Raw genomic sequence first — 15716 nt, 5'->3', positions numbered from 1 at the left:
ACGGGATTCCAGCAGCACGATGCGGGGCGGCATCCAGTCCCCCTTGTGCACCCGGTGGGTTCCGCCGCGGGCCAGATAGCGCGCTCCGACGGCTTCCAATGCCGGCTTCACCTCAGCCATGAACCGCTGATAGCGCGACATGTCGTGAATCTCGACATCGAAGATCGCGTAAGCCGGCATCTATCCCCCTCGTCCGGCCCGGCGCTGCGAGCGCCGAATTGACGAAGCCGGTGCCATGATGAAATGGTCCGGCCAACTTTATCTGGAGCACTTCCGAATGGCCACCGGCACGTCCACGATCGATTTTTCCAAGCGGCTTGACGCGACCGCCGAAGATACCGAGACCCTGCTCGGCAAGCTCCTGTCCGACGAATTGCTGACAGACGAGATCGCCCGTCCCCGCCGGCTGATGGAAGCGATCCGTTACTCCACTCTGGGCGGCGGCAAGCGGCTGCGGCCGTTTCTGACGGTCGAGAGCGCGGCGGTGTTCGGCATCGATCGCTCGGCGGCGCTGCTGGTCGGCGCCGCGCTGGAATGCATCCATTGTTATTCGCTGATCCACGACGATCTGCCGGCGATGGACAATTCCGATCTCCGCCGTGGCCGCCCGACTCTGCACAAGGCCTACGACGACGCCACCGCCATCCTGGCGGGCGACGCGCTGCTGACGCTGGCGTTCGACATCGTCACCCGCGACGAGGTCCACTCCGATCCGACGGTGCGGCTGATGCTGACGCGGACGCTGGCGCGCTGCGCCGGGCTCGGCGGCATGGTCGGCGGTCAGATGCTCGATCTCGCCGGTGAAGGCCGCTTCGGCGACCGCGAGCCGGTCGACGTGGCGCGGCTGCAGCAGATGAAGACGGGTGCGCTGCTGCGCTACGGCTGCATTGCCGGCGCCATCCTGGGCCAGGCGTCGGCTGACCAATATCGCGCGCTCGATGATTACGGCCGCGCGCTCGGCGAAGCCTTCCAGATCGCCGACGATCTGCTCGACGTCGAAGGCGACGCCGAAGCGCTCGGCAAGCCGGCCGGTGCCGATGCGGCGCTCGGCAAGACCACGTTCGTCACCCAGCTCGGCATCGACGGCGCCAAGCAGCGAGTGCGCGATCTCATCGCCCGCGCCGACGAGGCGCTGGCGCCGTTCGGGGCTCGCGGCGATGTGCTGCGCGCCGCCGCGCGGTTCGTCGCCGAACGCAAGAACTGATCATCGCCGGATGGACGATCGCGGGATCGAAGACAGCCACCTGCAACGCTTTCGGCGCCTGCCGCGTGCGATCCGGGTGGTGTATTCGCGGCCCAGGTTGTTCATCTCGATTCTGCTCGGCCTCGGCGTCGCCGCGCTGCTGCCGGGCTCGATGCGTCCGGTCACGCGAGTGCTGATCGCCTGGGACGTATCCGTCGTCGCCTATCTGCTGCTCGCCTTCGTGATGATGGCGCGATGTGGCATCGACTACATCCGGCGCAACGCGGTGCTGCAGGATGACGGACGGTTTCTGATCCTGATGGTGACGGCCGTCGGCGCCTTTGCTTCGATCGCCGCCATCGTCTCCGAACTCGGCGTCGAGCATCGCGGCGCGAGCGAGCTCGCGCTCGCCACCATAACCATTGCGCTGTCCTGGGCGGCGGTTCACACCACCTTCGCGCTCCACTATGCGCACGAGTACTATCGCGGCGGCACCGAGGGCGGTCTGCAGTTTCCGGGCGACAACAAGGAGCGGCCGGATTACTGGGACTTCGTGTATTTCTCGTTCGTCATAGGCATGACCGCGCAAGTGTCCGACGTCGGGATCACCGACAAGACCATCCGCCGCACCGCCACTGCGCACGGCGTCGCGTCGTTCGTCTACAACACGGCGCTCGTGGCGCTGATGGTGAACATCGCGGCCGGCGCGATCTGACTACTCGGCCGCCGTCCGAGTCGCGGCCGCATCCTGATTGGCGAGGAATGGGCCGATCTGGTCGGCCGGCAGCGGCCTGCTGATCAGATAGCCCTGGATTTCCGTACAGCCGTCCTCGGTAACGCGGGTCATCTGTTCTTCGGTTTCGACACCTTCGGCTACGGTCGTCATGCCCAGATTGTGGCCCAGCGCCGCGATGGCGCGGACAATGGCGCGACTGGAGCGATCGTTGTTTGTGTCGCGCACGAACGACTGATCGATCTTGATCTTGTCGAACGGGAAGCTGCGCAGATAGCCGAGCGACGAGTAGCCGGTGCCGAAATCGTCGAGCGACACCCGCACCCCGATCGCGCGGAGTTGCTGCAGCAGGCCGAGCGCGGTGCCATGGGCATCGAGCATCACGCTTTCGGTGATCTCGAGCTCGAGCCGGCGCGGTTCCAGGCCGCTTTCGGCCAGCGCCGAGACGATCGTCGTCAGCAGCCCGCGATTTTCGAACTGCACCGCCGAGATATTCACCGCGACCGAGATGTCGTCGGGCCAATTCGCGGCCTCGCGGCAGGCGGTGCGCAGCACCCAGTCGCCGATCGGGCCGATCATGCCGGTCTCTTCGGTGAGCGGGATGAAATCCAGCGGCGAGACGGCCCCGCGTGTCGGAGAATGCCAACGCAGCAGCGCCTCGAAGCCGACGATACGGCGCGTCGCCAGGTCGAATTGCGGCTGATAGACCAGCGCGAATTCGCGCAGCGCCAGTGCACGGCGGAGGTCGGTCTCCAGCATGCGCCGTGCCCGCATGGTCACGTCCATCTGGGATTCGAACACGCGGTAGCCGGCATGGCGCTCCTGCTTGGCGCGGTTCAGGGCGATGTCGGCATTCTTGATCACTACGTCCGGATCGGTGTCCTGGTCACCCGGCAGCGCGATGCCGACGGCGGCTCCGACATTGATCAATTGGCCTTCCACCAGATACGGCCGGCTCAGCAGATCGACCAGCCGCTTGGCCTGCGATGTCGCCGTCTCCGGCTGCGGCCCGGTCCCGGTCTGGATGATGCCGAACTCGTCGCTGTCGAGCCGGGCGACCACGTCGTCCTGCGTTACGGCCGACCGGATGCGCTTGGCCACCAGGCCGAGCAGCGCGTCGCCGATTTCGCGGCCGAGCGTGTCGTTGATCGCCTTGAAACGATTGAGGTCGATCGTCAGAACCGCGCGGGCACTGACCTCGCCGTCGCCGCGCAGCAGCGCCTCCAGTCGCTCGCAGAACATCAGGCGGTTGCCGAGTTCGGTCAGCCGGTCGGTGCGTGCCAGCTGGGCCTGGTGGGCGAGGCTCGCGACCTGGTCGGTGATGTCCTGTGCACGGACGAAGCAATCTTGCCCGAGCCGCCTCAGTCGCAGCGCGAAGGTGCGGCCGTCCGGCAGCGTCACTTCGCCCGGATCATCGCCGCCGCGTCGCCATGCCTCGATTTGCAGTTGCTGCTGCAATTCGTCAGGCGGCAGCATGCCGAAGGCCCGGTCGAACACCGGATTGCTGAGATGTATCGTTCCGTCCGGGCCGATCATTGCCAGGGCGACTTCGACATTCATGAAGGCCGCGAGCGTCAGTTCGCGGCCGCGTTCAGCCGTCGCGGCAGCCGCCTGTTGGCCGCTGCTTGGCAAAGCCGCGGCCGTAGCGATCGGGCCAATCTCGGTCGAGCGAGCGAAGGAGCCTATTCCCATGATCAGGGATTAGAAGGATCGATCTGTTGCCAAAAGCATAACTAATTGATCCGGTTCCCAAGGACGGTAAATCTGTCCTTAGCGCATTTCGCGCAATCCTAGCATCGTACCGTCCGCTGCTCAGCGCCTGCGGTGCTTTCGTATTGGCGCCAGCGGTACGGCTTGACCTCCCAGTCAGCTCCCTCCAAGCAGGAGGCCCAACTGACGGAAGACAGCCGCCGCCGTGGAAGCCAAATTCCAGATCTTTCTGATCCTGCTGGCGGTACTCGCGGTCGCGGCGCTGATCGCGCGCCGGGTGAACGTAGCGCCCGCCATCCTGCTACTGATCAGTGGCATCGTGCTGGCGTTCATTCCCGGCATGCCGCCATTCCAGCTGCCGCCCGAACTCGTGCTGCTCCTGGTACTGCCGCCGCTGATCTATTCCGCCGCGGTGGCGATGAGCTGGCGCGAGTTCCGCTTCAACCTGCGAGCGATCGGCATGCTGGCGATCGGCTGCGTGATCTTCACCGCCTGTGCGGTGGCGGCTGCGTGTCACTATCTGCTCGGGCTGCCGTGGAATATTGGCTTTCTGCTCGGCGCCATCGTGGCGCCGCCGGATGTCGTGGCGCCGCTCGCCATCGCGCGCCGCATCGGGCTGCCGCGGCGCATCCTGGTGATCCTCGAAGGCGAAGGCCTCGCCAACGATGCGACCGCGCTGATCTTGTATCGTTTTGCCGTTGCCGCGGTGATGACCGGCGCGTTCTCACTGCCGAAAGCGGCCGGCACGTTTGCGGCCATCATGGCGGGCGAACTGGCGTTCGGCATCGCGATCGGCTGGCTCAGCCTGCGGGCCCGGCATCTGGTGCGTGATCCGCAGATCGAAATCACGCTGTCTCTGCTGACGCCCTACCTTGCCTACTGGATTCCCGAACATCTCGGCGGCTCCGGTGTCATCGCCACCGTCGCCTGCGGCCTCTATATTTCCTGGAATGGTCCGCTGTTGATCTCCGCGGCGACACGGCTGCAGGGCATCTTCTTCTGGGATTTGGTAATCTATCTGATCGAGGGGATGCTGTTCCTGCTCACCGGCTTCCAGATGCGGGCGCTGTGGGAGAAGTCGAAGGCGTTTCCGGCCACCGAAATCCTGACCGCCACGCTTGTGGTGGCGGCTATCATGATCGCGGCGCGGTTTCTCTGGGTCTACCCGGCGACCTATCTGCCGCGGCTGGTCAGCAAGCGCATCCGCAAGCGCGAGCCGCGTCCGTCGTGGCGCGCCACGTTCGTCGTCGGCTTCACCGGCGTGCGCGGCGCGGTGTCGCTCGCCACCGCACTGGCGCTGCCTTATGCGCTGCCCGGCGGCGAAGGCTTTCCGGACCGCGATCTGATTCAATTCGTCGCCTTTGGCGTCATCCTGATCACGTTGGTCGGCCTTGGCCTGACGCTGCCCACGGTAGTCACCCTGCTCGGCGTCAACTGCGACGCACTGACAGAGCATCGCACCGAGCGAGAACGAGAGATCGCGGCACGACGCGAGGCGCTCGGCGCGGCGATGCGATCATTCGACGCGATCACCAAGGATCGCGACCTGTCCGATGGTCTGGTGGGGATGCTCAAGTCGCGTCACGAAATCCGCGCCAGCCTGCTGCCCGATCCGCTCGATGACGAGGCCCGCCAGCAGACGGAAGAAAGCATCAGTCTTGTCCGGGAGCTGATCGCTGCAGAACGGCGCTTCATCCATGCTCAGCTTCGCCACGGTGCGATCACTGACGAGGCCCGCCGCCGCATCGAGCGCGATCTCGACCTTGAAGAAGCCAGCCTGGCCAATCACGGCGTCGACCGTACCGGACCGCTGTGACGCGGTGATCGGGCGCGGCTCTTGCCGAACGGCGCCACGGGCTCTACCTCCTGCCGAGGAACAAACCCGGGGGCCCCCATGCTCGACGCCGCCATCAAGGCGCTGACCCAGATCCTGTCGCCGCCGATGCGCTCCATCCTGTGGCGGTCGATCGGCTACGCCTTGGCGCTGATCGCGGTGGCGGCCATCGGACTGCAGCGGCTGATGAGCTGGCTCGCCGGCTCCAGCGAAGTCTGGGCCGAAACCACGCTCGGCGGCTTTCACACCCCGCTCGTCGTTTTGTCGTGGACGTTGTCGATCGCCGCCGGGCTCGGCATCGTGGTCGGCGCGGTGTTTCTGATGCCGGCGGTGACGTCGCTGGTCGCCGGCATCTTCGTCGACGAGGCGGCCGAGCATGTCGAGCGCGAGTATTATCCGGACGAGCCGCCCGGCGTCGCTTTGCCGTTCGGCCTGGCGATGTGGGAGACCGTCAAGGCCGCCCTGCTCACTATCGTGGTGTATCTGGTTGCGCTGCCGTTCCTGCTGTTCGCCGGCTTCGGCTTCGTGGTGTTCTTCGTCGCCACCGCCTGGCTGCTCGGCCGTGAGTATTTCGACCTCGCCGCGATGCGCTTCCGACCTGTGGAGGAAGCCAAGGCCCTGCGCCGCGACAACGCCACCACGGTGTTCATCGGCGGCCTGATCATCGCCGCTTTCGTGTCGATCCCGATCGTCAATCTGGCGACGCCTTTGTTCGGCATGGCCTTCATGGTCCACCTGCACAAACGCCTGTCCGGACCGCGGCCGGAAATCCTGGCGCCGGAGCGGCGCCGGGTGATCGGCTGACACAGACCTCCACGTGCGGTGTTCGCCGCGCGCGGACTCGCAACTAAGCCATCAGCACTTACATCCATCTTCCACCATCAAGGAGGCGAAGATGTCCGATCGTCACGTGGTGTGTACGCATTGCGGCGGCGTCAACCGGCTGCCGGAGCAGCGAACGGCGCTGGACGGCAAATGCGGCAAGTGCGGCGCTAAGCTGTTCGAAGGCCATGCGGCGGACGTTGGCGGCGAGCTGTTCGACAAGCAGCTGGCGCGCAGCAGCGTGCCGGTGCTGGTCGATGTCTGGGCGCCGTGGTGCGGGCCGTGCCGGGCGATGGCGCCGGCCTACGAGCAGGCCGCGCGCGAGCTAGAGCCGCAGGTGCGGCTGATCAAGCTCAACTCCGACAACGAGCAGCAGATCGCCGCCCGCCTCGGCATTCAGGGCATCCCGACCATGATCCTGTTCGAGAACGGCCGCGAGCGGGCGCGGACTTCGGGTGCGATGCCGGCGCAGCAGATCGTGCGCTGGGTGCGGCAGCATCTGCCGGCATAGGTTTAAGCCGATCGCAGCGGCAGCGGACCGTCGAGCTTGTAGCTGCGCATCGCGAACGAGGTTCGGATGTCGCGCACCGTCGGCAGCGCCAGCAGGCCGCGCAGCACGGTCGCCTCGTAGCTGGCGATATCCGGCACCACCACTTCGAGCAGGAAGTCGCTGTCGCCCGACACCAGATGGCAGGCGATCACTTCCGGCATGGTCTGCACCGCGGCGATGAAGCTCTCGGCATTGTCGCGCGAATGCCGCTCGACCCGGATGCCGGCGAACGCCGTCACCGCCAGCCCGACCGCGGCGCGATCCACCAACGCCCGATAGCTCGCCAGCACGCCGGCCTGCTCCAGCAGCTTGACCCGCCGCGAGCATGGTGACGGCGACAGCCCGACCTTCTCGGCCAACACGATGTTGGGAATCCGCGCGTCGGCCTGCAGCTCGGCGAGGATTCTGAGGTCGATCGCATCCAGGGCGATTTTGGCAGGATTGGTCATATGCTGCGCAGCATAATGATGAAGATTGCCAATCGAAAGGCAAAAAGTGGCATGATTGGCAAGTCTGGCGGCCGACTTTGGGTCATATTGGGCACAAAGGAGCCCGCCCATGACCGAGTCTGCTTGCCCGCCCAGCTTTGCCACCACCGCGATCCACCACGGCTATGATCCGCTGGCGCATCACGGCGCGCTCAACCCGCCGCTGTTTCTGACCTCGACCTATGCGTTCGCCAGCGCAGCTGAGGGCGCGGCGCGGTTTGCCGGCGAGGCCGAGGGCTTCGTCTATTCGCGTGTCGGCAATCCGACCGTGGCGGTGCTGGAAAGCCGGCTCGCCGCGCTGGAGGGCGGCGAGGCCGCGCTGGCCACCTCGTCGGGCGTCGGCGCGCTCACCGCGCTGATCTGGACGCTGCTGCGCGCCGGCGACGGCATCGTCGCCGACAAGATGCTGTATGGCTGCACCTTCGGTCTGTTCGAACACCATCTGCCGCGCTTTGGCATCGAAGTGGTGTTCGCCGATCTCACCGATCCGGCCAATCTGCAGGCCGCGCTGCGGCCCAACACCAGGTTGGTGTTCACCGAGACGCCGACCAATCCGAACATGCGGCTGGTCGACATCGCCGCCTGCGCCGAGATCTGCCGCCGCGCCGGCATCCGCCTGGTCGTCGACAACACCTATTGCACGCCGTATCTGCAGCGCCCGCTCGAGCTCGGCGCCGACCTCGTCACCCATTCGGCGACCAAGTATCTCGGCGGCCACGGCGATCTCTTGGCCGGCGCGGTGGTGGGTGCGAAGGAGATCATCGATCAGCTCCGCTTCGTCGGCGTCAAGGAGATGAACGGCGCCTGCATCTCGGCGTTCGACGCCTTCCTGATCCTGCGCGGGCTGAAGACGCTGAATCTGCGCATGGACCGCCACAGCGCCACGGCTCTAAGGCTCGCGCACGATCTCGAAGCCCATCCGGCCGTCGCCGCCGTGTACTACCCCGGCCTCGCCAGTCATCCGCAGCGCGCTTTGGCGCAGCGGCAGATGCGCCAGCCCGGCGGCATGATCGCGCTCGAACTGAAGGGTGGATTAGCAGCCGGCCGCAGCTTCATGGACAACGTGAAATTAGCGACGCGTGCGGTGAGCCTCGGCGACGCCGAGACGCTGATCCAGCATCCGGCCAGCATGACGCACGCGACCTACGATCCTGCCGAACGCGCGCGGCACGGATTCACCGACGGGCTGATCCGGATCTCGGTCGGACTTGAAGACTATGAGGATTTGCGAGCGGATTTGCTGGGAGCACTGACCACACAAGACTGATGGAACTTCAGAGGCATCGCATCGCCCCGAGTAACGTCGAAGTTTCAATCGAGTTCTGCACCAGAGTTCCCCGCCCGGCTTCATTCAAATTATACCAAGATCAACTTCACTCTGCTTGCGTCGAAACTTGTCAAGCAGTTGGTTCGCTCCGGCATGTTACGAAGCAGACTGGCTCATTGTGTGCGTTCGGTGTGGTGGGGAACATGGCCGTTCGTGGAGTGTCATTGCGGCAGCCGTACCCACGAGAAGCGCGAGGGTGGCATCAACAGGAGTCGCTGCGTCGCGCCATGAAGATGGCTCGCGTCGCGTATTGGGAATCCTTCAGCGCCGCGGCGACGGACTTCTGGATGTCGCCGGAGTTCGCGGCCTTCTTCGACGTTGAAACACCCGATGGCGCACAGCCGACCGCCGCGATGCGCGACCTTCAGTTCGCCGAGAGCCGCAAGGCTTTGCAAGCCCACTATGCGGCGTGCTGGTCCGAGGGGCGGCCGTTCGCGGTCGAGACCAAGTTCTTTACATCCGACGGCCATCAGATCGACTGCATCGTGCACGGTGAAGCCGAATGCGATGCGAGCGGTCGGGTGCGCAGGGTGTTCGGCATCGTTCGGGACATTACGGCGGAAGCGTCCGCTCTGCAGCTATTGGCGGAGAGCGAGCAGCGTCTGGCGGATTTCGTCGGCACCGCTTCGGACTGGTGCTGGGAATCCGACCGCGAGCATCGGCTGCTGCCCTATCCCAAAGACCTCGATGGCAACGCGGCCTTGCAGACGGTCGCTTCGGGCGGCAAGGCGCGATGGGAGCTGTCCTACGCGCCCGAAGAGCAAGACGCGATGGCGGCGCACCGAGCCGACATGGAAGCCCATCGGCCGTTCCGCGACTTCGTCTACACCTCGGTCGGCGACGACGGCTCCCGGATCAGTATCAGCACCAGCGGCAAGCCGATCTTTGCCGATGACGGCACGTTCTTAGGGTATCGCGGCACGTCGAGCGATATCACCCAGCTCCAAGTCGCACGTGCCTTGCTCGAGCAACGGACGCGCGCACTCGAAGACGCGCATCGGCTCGGCCGAATAGGGACCTGGCATCATCAGCTGGCAACCGGCCGAACTGTGTGGTCGCCCGAACTGTATCAACTGCTCGGCCATGCGCCGGATGCGTTCGATCCGACCTTCGACAATACAAAGCACTTCTTCCTGGACGATCACGCCGAACGTCTTCTGAAGATGCAGATCCGCGTCCTGCGCAGCAGCAACACGGAAGCCACGGACATCCGGATTCGGCGTAGCGACGGCACGCCGCGCGACCTCGCCATCATCTGCAAGGCCGAAGCCGTCAACGGCAAGATCGTCGGCCTCATCGGCACCGCGCAGGACGTCACCGATCGCAAGGAAGCCGAGCGCCGGCTCGAGCAGCTCGCTTACACCGATCCTCTGACCGGGCTCGCCAATCGCGCTTTGTTCAAGCGCCGGCTCGCCAGCCTGTTCGAGAGCGACTTCGCGGAAGAGGGCCAAACCGCGCTGTACCTGATCGACCTCGATCGCTTCAAGGATGTCAACGACTCGCTGGGGCATTCGACCGGCGACGCGCTGCTGATTCACGTGGCCAAAATCCTGAGGCAGGAGCTCGATCCGCAAGCCTTCATCGCCCGGATCGGTGGCGACGAATTTGCGGTGCTGACCAATAGCCCGAGCAGCGCTGCCGAATCGCCGATCGCAGTGGCTAATCGCCTGGTCGCCAAACTATCCGTTCCGGTCGAACTCGCCGAGGGCGAGGCCTGCATCGGCGCCACCATCGGCATCGCGATTCTGCCGGAGCACGGCGCGACCGCCGAGAAAGCGTCGCGCAACGCCGACCTGGCGCTCTACATGGCCAAGGAAGGCGGCCGCGGCCGCGCGCAGCTGTTCGAGCCCGCTTACGCCGAGGCGGTCGATCAGAAGCTCGATATCGGCCGGCGCCTGCGCCACGCGGTCGAGACCGGTGGCCTCGAGACGCACTACCAGCCGCAGATTGATCTCAAGACCGGCCGCGTCGTCGGCTTTGAGGCGCTGCTGCGCTGGAGCCATCCTGTCCGCGGACCGATCTCACCCTCGGAGTTCATTCCGATCGCCGAAAGCACCGGCCTCATCGTCGATCTCGGCCACTGGGTGCTGCGCGACGCCTGCCAGCAGATGCGCCGCTGGCTCGACGCGGGGCTGCCGCCGCGATCGATGTCGGTGAACGTCTCCCCGGCGCAGATCTGGAACGGCGATTTCGAGAAGGTCGTATCAGCGGTGTTGGCCGATACCGGCTTGCCTGCCGAGCTGCTCTGCCTGGAGCTGACCGAAAGCCTGTTCGTCGATCACACCAAGCAGAAAGTCAGCACCACGCTGGCGGCGCTGTCGAAGCTCGGCATCCAGCTTGCGCTCGACGATTTCGGATCCGGCTACTCGTCGCTCGGTTACCTGACGCGCCTGCCGTTCAACTGCCTCAAGATCGACCGCAGCTTCGTCGACGGCATCGCCACCGTGCCGGAGAAGCGCAAACTCCTCGGCGGTATCATCGCTCTGTCGCACGGCCTCGGCATGAGCGTGGTGGCCGAAGGCGCCGAATTGGCCGAAGAGATCGAGTGGCTGAAGGCGTTCGATTGCGATTTCGTGCAGGGGTATGTGTTTGCGAGGCCGGTTGGGGCGGAGCAGGCGGTGGTGGTGGCGGCGGGGATTGAGCGGGAAGCCGAGATGATGAGGGAGTGGCCTGGGTTGGAGGTGTGTTCGTACGAGATTTAGGCAGCCTGAACCCGCTCCTTATCGGCGGACCATCTAACCGCCACCTATCCTCAAGAGATTTGTGAGGGTTGAGACGCGAAGAAAGCCGCAGCTGTCTCTTTGTTGCGCTCCATCCGTTTGCGCTGCACCGTTTCTATTTTCGCTATCATTTCATTGAAGGAGGCTCTCGGAGTGTAATGCTCGGGTCTCTCCGGAGGTGGAATCTTATATTGCTGGCAGAGTGTATCGACTAATTCTAAGCCTTTAAGGCCGAGTCGCGAATAGTGTTCTTCCCTATACTCATAGTACTCGAAAAAGTCAGGAGGATACGAATCTTCTGCTGTAGCAGCTAGCCCTTCTTTAATGCCTTCAAGCTTGTTCGGTATCGAGAGTATCTCGTACATCAGTCTACGGGGAAGCGCTTTGTAGTCTCCCTCTGGGAGGGTAAGCGTTGGATCGGGCACAGTGCTTTCCTGGTACCCGTCACTATCAGGCTGAAGAGGGTCGTAGACTGCCTTGTAGCAAGCGGACACTAAGGTATCCAAGATGAGCACGAGTCGCATGGCGAGGTACTCGGCATCTTCTTGCTTCTTTTTGGCGGCAAAACGAGCCTCTTTTAGCCACGCAAGGAGGGTTGTCATCAGCTGCCCAGTCACAGCAATGACGCCTCCGAGCGCAACCTTGGCAGTATCCGAGGTCCAGAAGTCGGACAAATCGACCATCCAATATTATTCATCTTTGATGCAACACGCAGTTGTGCTTCTTAAGTAATAACACATTTTCCGTTTGCGGCTCCGGCTCAAGCGATCGCGCTAGAAAACGCGCTCAGATTCCGCAGGCGACACAATAATCCGTCAAACTCTGAAGGACGATGTGAAACAGATGAGAGAATTATTCGGGTAGCGCAATAAAAGCGATACGAACTGTAATCTCCAATTTGGGTTCTGAAGATCACCGCTGTTAGCTCTGGCGCTCCCTAGGGGAATCGAACCCCTGTTTCAGCCTTGAGAGGGCCGCGTCCTAACCGCTAGACGAAGGGAGCGTGAGGGGCAGAGCAATAGCGGCGAAACGGCTTCGCCGCAAGGTCGCGGCGTTGCCTTTTCCGGCGTCGTCATGCCCGGGCTGGATCCGCCTGCGCGGCCGAAGCCGCTTCGGCGCGGCGAAGGCCCGGGCATCCATCCTTCGAAACGACGGCTGCGGCGGTAGCCGTGGATAGCCGGGTCAAGCCCGGCCATGACGGGGTGGGGGAGCTCAGCGCCAAAAGACGCCAGCGTGTGCCTTCGGCGAAGAACCGGAATTGCCTACGGCTCGCTCGCAAACGTCAGCCTTCCCGTCGGCTTCAGCGTCTTGGCGTCGAAGCTGCGGATTTCGGTGGCGCCGGCGATGTCGAGGGTGATCAGGAGGTGGTCGCCGGCGGCGGCGGTTGAGACCACTTTTGCACCCTTTGGCAGGCGCAGGGTCTGCTCGGCGGCGACCTGGGTGCTTCCCTCGGCGCGGAAAAGCCGATAGCCGATGGCGATCAGCACGGCGGCGACCGCCAGCGTGGTGGTCAGGCCCGCGATCAGCATCATCCGCCGCACCCGCGCAAACAGCGCGGCCTGTTCGGGGGTCGGTTCGGGCGCGGCGGTGTCGGTCATGCAAGGCTCTTGAGGCTCTGAACGGCCCGCGCTCGGTGAAGCGGCGGGGGCGGAAGGCGAACACAGTGAACGAGACGGCAGAACTCAGGCAGGTGACGGTCGCGGGCGACGAAGGCTCGGTGCGGCTCGACCGCGTGCTGGCGGCGCGCTGCCCTGAATTGTCCCGGTCGCGGCTGAAGGCGCTGATCCTCGATGGCCGGGTGGCGATCGCGGGCGGCGCCGTCCGCGACCCCGCTTATCACACGACCTCCGGCGAGACGATCACAATCGAGCTGCCGCCCCCGGTGGCGCCGGAGCCGCTGGGCGAGGAGATCGCGCTCGATATCGTCTACGAAGACGCCGACATCATCGTGCTCGACAAGCCACGCGGCCTGGTGGTTCACCCGGCGGCGGGCCACGAGACCGGCACGCTGGTCAACGCCCTGATCGCGCATTGCGGGGCGTCTTTGTCCGGGATCGGCGGGGTGCGGCGGCCCGGCATCGTCCACCGGCTCGACAAGGACACCACCGGGCTGATGGTGGTGGCAAAGAATGATCGGGCGCACCAATCCTTGAGCGCGCAGTTCGCCGACCACGGCCGCACCGGCGAGCTGCGCCGCGGCTATATGGCGTTCGTCTGGGGCGTGCCGAGCCGGGTCCGTGGCACCATCGAGGCGCCGATCGACCGCCATCCCTATGCCCGCGAGAAGATGGCGGTGCGCGAAGGCGGCCGCGAGGCCATCACCCATTGGGAGGTCCAGGAGACGTTCACCGGCCGCAGCGGCGGCGAGGTCGTTTCCCTGATCGCCTGCCAGCTCGAGACCGGGCGGACCCACCAGATCCGCGTCCATCTCGCCCATTTGGGCCACCCGCTGCTCGGCGACGACGTCTACGGGCCGCACTTCAAGACCAAGGTCAGCCAGCTGCGGCCCGCCGCCAAGGCGGCCCTGCAGGACCTCGGCCGGCAGGCGCTGCACGCCTATCTGCTGGTGCTGGAGCACCCCTCGACCGGCGAGGTAATGGAGTGGACGTCGCCGCTTCCGGGTGACATGCAAGCCCTGAAAGCCGCTTTGGAAGCGGCGGAATGACGCAGCCGGGTCAGAAAAAATAAATCCTTTCAAGCCGTTGTTGCCGCGTAACAGCGACGTGACGAGACCGTAACTCGTCTGATGCGACTAACCTCGTGTATATTGCAAGTGCGTCGGATGTCCCGACGCGGGAACATCGCAGCGCGGTCGGCTTTGAAACAGCGACCGTCTGCCTGGCCGCCCCAAGGGGGCCTGAACAAACATGGAGGGCGCTGATGGCCCGTGCAGCTACGCTTCCGGTTCTCAATGGAGAATCCGGCCTCGCGCGTTACCTTGCGGAAATTCGCAAGTTTCCGATGCTCGAACCCGAGCAGGAGTACATGTTCGCCAAGCGCTGGCGCGAACATGGCGACCGCGACGCCGCCCACCAACTCGTCACCAGCCACTTGCGGCTCGTCGCCAAGATCGCGATGGGCTACCGCGGTTATGGCCTGCCGATCTCCGAGGTCGTCTCGGAAGGTAACGTCGGCCTGATGCAGGCGGTGAAGCGGTTCGAGCCCGAGAAGGGCTTCCGCCTCGCCACCTACGCGATGTGGTGGATCAAGGCGTCGATTCAAGAGTACATCCTGCGTTCGTGGTCGCTCGTGAAGATGGGCACCACCGCGAACCAAAAGAAGCTGTTCTTCAACCTGCGCAAGGCGAAGAGCAAGATTTCGGCGCTGGACGAGGGTGATATGCACCCCGACCAGGTCAAGCTGATCGCCAGCCGCCTCGGCGTCGGCGAGCAGGACGTGATCGACATGAACCGCCGCCTCGGCGGCGACGCGTCGCTCAACGCTCCGATCCGCGACGACGGCGAGCCCGGCGAATGGCAGGACTGGCTGGTCGACCAGTCGCCGAGCCAGGAAGCCCTGATGGCCGAGCACGAAGAGCTCGACCAGCGCCGCGCAGCGCTGAATGGTGCGATCGGCGTGCTCAACCCGCGCGAACGGCGCATCTTCGAGGCGCGCCGCCTCGCCGACGAGCCGATGACGCTTGAAGACCTCGCTGCCGAGTTCGGCGTGTCGCGCGAGCGCGTGCGCCAGATCGAGGTGCGGGCGTTCGAGAAGGTGCAGAGCGCCGTCAAGGGCACCATCGCCCGCCAGGAGCAGGCGGCGCTGGAAGCCGCGCACTGATCAGCGGCCGGCGCAAGCCTGCTGAGAACTGCTGATAACAAGACGATACCCCGCCGCATCCCGGCGGGGTTTTTGTTTGTGGGGTCGTGGAGACTAACTGCTCAACAGGCGTCATCGCCCGCGAAAGCGGGCGACCCAGTATCGCAGGGCGATTGTGAGTTGATCAGAGCCGCTCTGGAATACTGGGCCGCCCGGACAAGCCGGGCGATGACGTCTATCGTGAGGAAGCGCTGTGCGCCGTTGAGAGGAAAGCGCTGCGCGCCGTCAGTGATCGGGTGTGCTAGCGCCCCAGGCTGGCTTCCGCGCCAGGACGCGGGCGCACCGGCAACAGCAGATAGTGCACGCCGTTTTGCTCCGCCTTCGGGAAGCGGCCGGCGCGGATATTGACCTGGATCGACGGTAGCAGCAGCAGCGGCGCCTTCAGCGTTGCGTCGCGCGCGGTCCGCATCGCCACGAAGGCGTCTTCGCTGACGCCGCCGCGCAGATGCACATTGCCGTCGCGCTGCGCCTGTACGGTGGTCTCCCAGGCGTAGCTGTCTCGGCCGGGCGCCTTGTAGTCGTGGCACATG

Annotated in this window: 14 protein-coding genes, 1 tRNA gene and 1 pseudogene; 9 read left to right on the top strand and 7 right to left on the bottom strand. The window is 64.8% G+C overall.

What is annotated here, in order from left to right:
• On the bottom strand, positions 1 to 180 hold a 180-nt coding region (locus tag I5M_RS18725), incomplete at its 3' end, for a DUF1330 domain-containing protein (protein WP_022722794.1).
• 97 nt (positions 181 to 277) lie between these two features.
• On the opposite strand from I5M_RS18725, the gene I5M_RS18720 reads away from it, so the two are divergent.
• Together I5M_RS18720 and I5M_RS18715 are read left to right on the top strand one after the other, a co-directional pair.
• Positions 278 to 1204: a polyprenyl synthetase family protein gene (locus I5M_RS18720; protein ID WP_031336989.1), complete on the top strand. Its 927-nt coding sequence runs from the start codon at positions 278 to 280 to the stop codon at positions 1202 to 1204.
• Positions 1205 to 1214: 10 nt separating this feature from the next.
• A complete protein-coding gene (locus I5M_RS18715; RefSeq protein ID WP_022722792.1) occupies positions 1215 to 1898 on the top strand; it encodes a DUF1345 domain-containing protein in 684 nt (227 codons plus the stop codon).
• Here I5M_RS18715 and I5M_RS18710 read toward each other — a convergent pair whose 3' ends face one another.
• Positions 1899 to 3548 carry a bifunctional diguanylate cyclase/phosphodiesterase gene (locus I5M_RS18710; RefSeq protein WP_307706648.1) on the bottom strand — a complete coding sequence of 550 codons (1650 nt, stop codon included), beginning with the start codon at positions 3546 to 3548 and terminating at the stop codon, positions 1899 to 1901.
• Between the two features lie 283 nt (positions 3549 to 3831).
• On the opposite strand from I5M_RS18710, the gene I5M_RS18705 reads away from it, so the two are divergent.
• The 3 genes from I5M_RS18705 (at position 3832) to trxC (ending at position 6793) form a co-directional block, all read left to right on the top strand.
• Positions 3832 to 5442: a Na+/H+ antiporter gene (locus I5M_RS18705; protein WP_022722790.1), complete on the top strand. Its 1611-nt coding sequence runs from the start codon at positions 3832 to 3834 to the stop codon at positions 5440 to 5442.
• Positions 5443 to 5520: 78 nt separating this feature from the next.
• Positions 5521 to 6264, top strand: a complete 744-nt coding sequence (locus tag I5M_RS18700; protein WP_022722789.1) for a sulfate transporter family protein — start codon at positions 5521 to 5523, stop codon at positions 6262 to 6264.
• A gap of 91 nt (positions 6265 to 6355) precedes the next feature.
• Complete coding sequence (gene trxC / locus I5M_RS18695; RefSeq protein WP_022722788.1) at positions 6356 to 6793, top strand: thioredoxin TrxC; 438 nt, start codon at positions 6356 to 6358, stop codon at positions 6791 to 6793.
• A 2-nt stretch (positions 6794 to 6795) separates the two neighbouring features.
• Here trxC and I5M_RS18690 read toward each other — a convergent pair whose 3' ends face one another.
• Positions 6796 to 7281, bottom strand: a complete 486-nt coding sequence (locus I5M_RS18690; protein WP_022722787.1) for an Lrp/AsnC family transcriptional regulator — start codon at positions 7279 to 7281, stop codon at positions 6796 to 6798.
• A gap of 109 nt (positions 7282 to 7390) precedes the next feature.
• Between I5M_RS18690 and megL the strand changes: the two genes are divergently transcribed.
• Both megL and I5M_RS18680 read left to right on the top strand, forming a co-directional pair.
• Positions 7391 to 8587, top strand: coding sequence for a methionine gamma-lyase (megL, locus tag I5M_RS18685; RefSeq protein WP_022722786.1), 1197 nt, complete (start codon positions 7391 to 7393; stop codon positions 8585 to 8587).
• Positions 8588 to 8874: 287 nt separating this feature from the next.
• Positions 8875 to 11349: a bifunctional diguanylate cyclase/phosphodiesterase gene (locus I5M_RS18680; protein ID WP_244432049.1), complete on the top strand. Its 2475-nt coding sequence runs from the start codon at positions 8875 to 8877 to the stop codon at positions 11347 to 11349.
• 50 nt (positions 11350 to 11399) lie between these two features.
• On the opposite strand, the gene I5M_RS18675 is transcribed toward I5M_RS18680, so the two are convergent.
• From I5M_RS18675 to I5M_RS18665, 3 genes are all read right to left on the bottom strand, one after another.
• Positions 11400 to 12050: a hypothetical protein gene (locus I5M_RS18675; RefSeq protein WP_022722784.1), complete on the bottom strand. Its 651-nt coding sequence runs from the start codon at positions 12048 to 12050 to the stop codon at positions 11400 to 11402.
• Between the two features lie 245 nt (positions 12051 to 12295).
• Positions 12296 to 12370 (bottom strand) — tRNA-Glu (locus I5M_RS18670).
• A 259-nt stretch (positions 12371 to 12629) separates the two neighbouring features.
• Complete coding sequence (locus I5M_RS18665) at positions 12630 to 12965, bottom strand: hypothetical protein (protein ID WP_031336985.1); 336 nt, start codon at positions 12963 to 12965, stop codon at positions 12630 to 12632.
• A 65-nt stretch (positions 12966 to 13030) separates the two neighbouring features.
• On the opposite strand from I5M_RS18665, the gene I5M_RS18660 reads away from it, so the two are divergent.
• Both I5M_RS18660 and rpoH read left to right on the top strand, forming a co-directional pair.
• Positions 13031 to 14032 carry an RluA family pseudouridine synthase gene (locus tag I5M_RS18660; protein ID WP_031336984.1) on the top strand — a complete coding sequence of 334 codons (1002 nt, stop codon included), beginning with the start codon at positions 13031 to 13033 and terminating at the stop codon, positions 14030 to 14032.
• A gap of 215 nt (positions 14033 to 14247) precedes the next feature.
• A complete protein-coding gene (gene rpoH, locus I5M_RS18655) occupies positions 14248 to 15147 on the top strand; it encodes an RNA polymerase sigma factor RpoH (RefSeq protein ID WP_022722782.1) in 900 nt (299 codons plus the stop codon).
• 280 nt (positions 15148 to 15427) lie between these two features.
• On the opposite strand, the pseudogene I5M_RS18650 reads toward rpoH, so the two are convergent.
• Positions 15428 to 15716: pseudogene (locus I5M_RS18650) on the bottom strand (MBL fold metallo-hydrolase); the annotation flags it as partial.

This window comes from Rhodopseudomonas sp. B29, from assembly GCF_000333455.1.
Taxonomy (GTDB): Bacteria; Pseudomonadota; Alphaproteobacteria; order Rhizobiales; family Xanthobacteraceae; genus Rhodopseudomonas.
The sequence above is the reverse complement of the archived record's forward strand: the minus strand, read 5'-3'. Positions and strand labels throughout refer to the sequence as shown.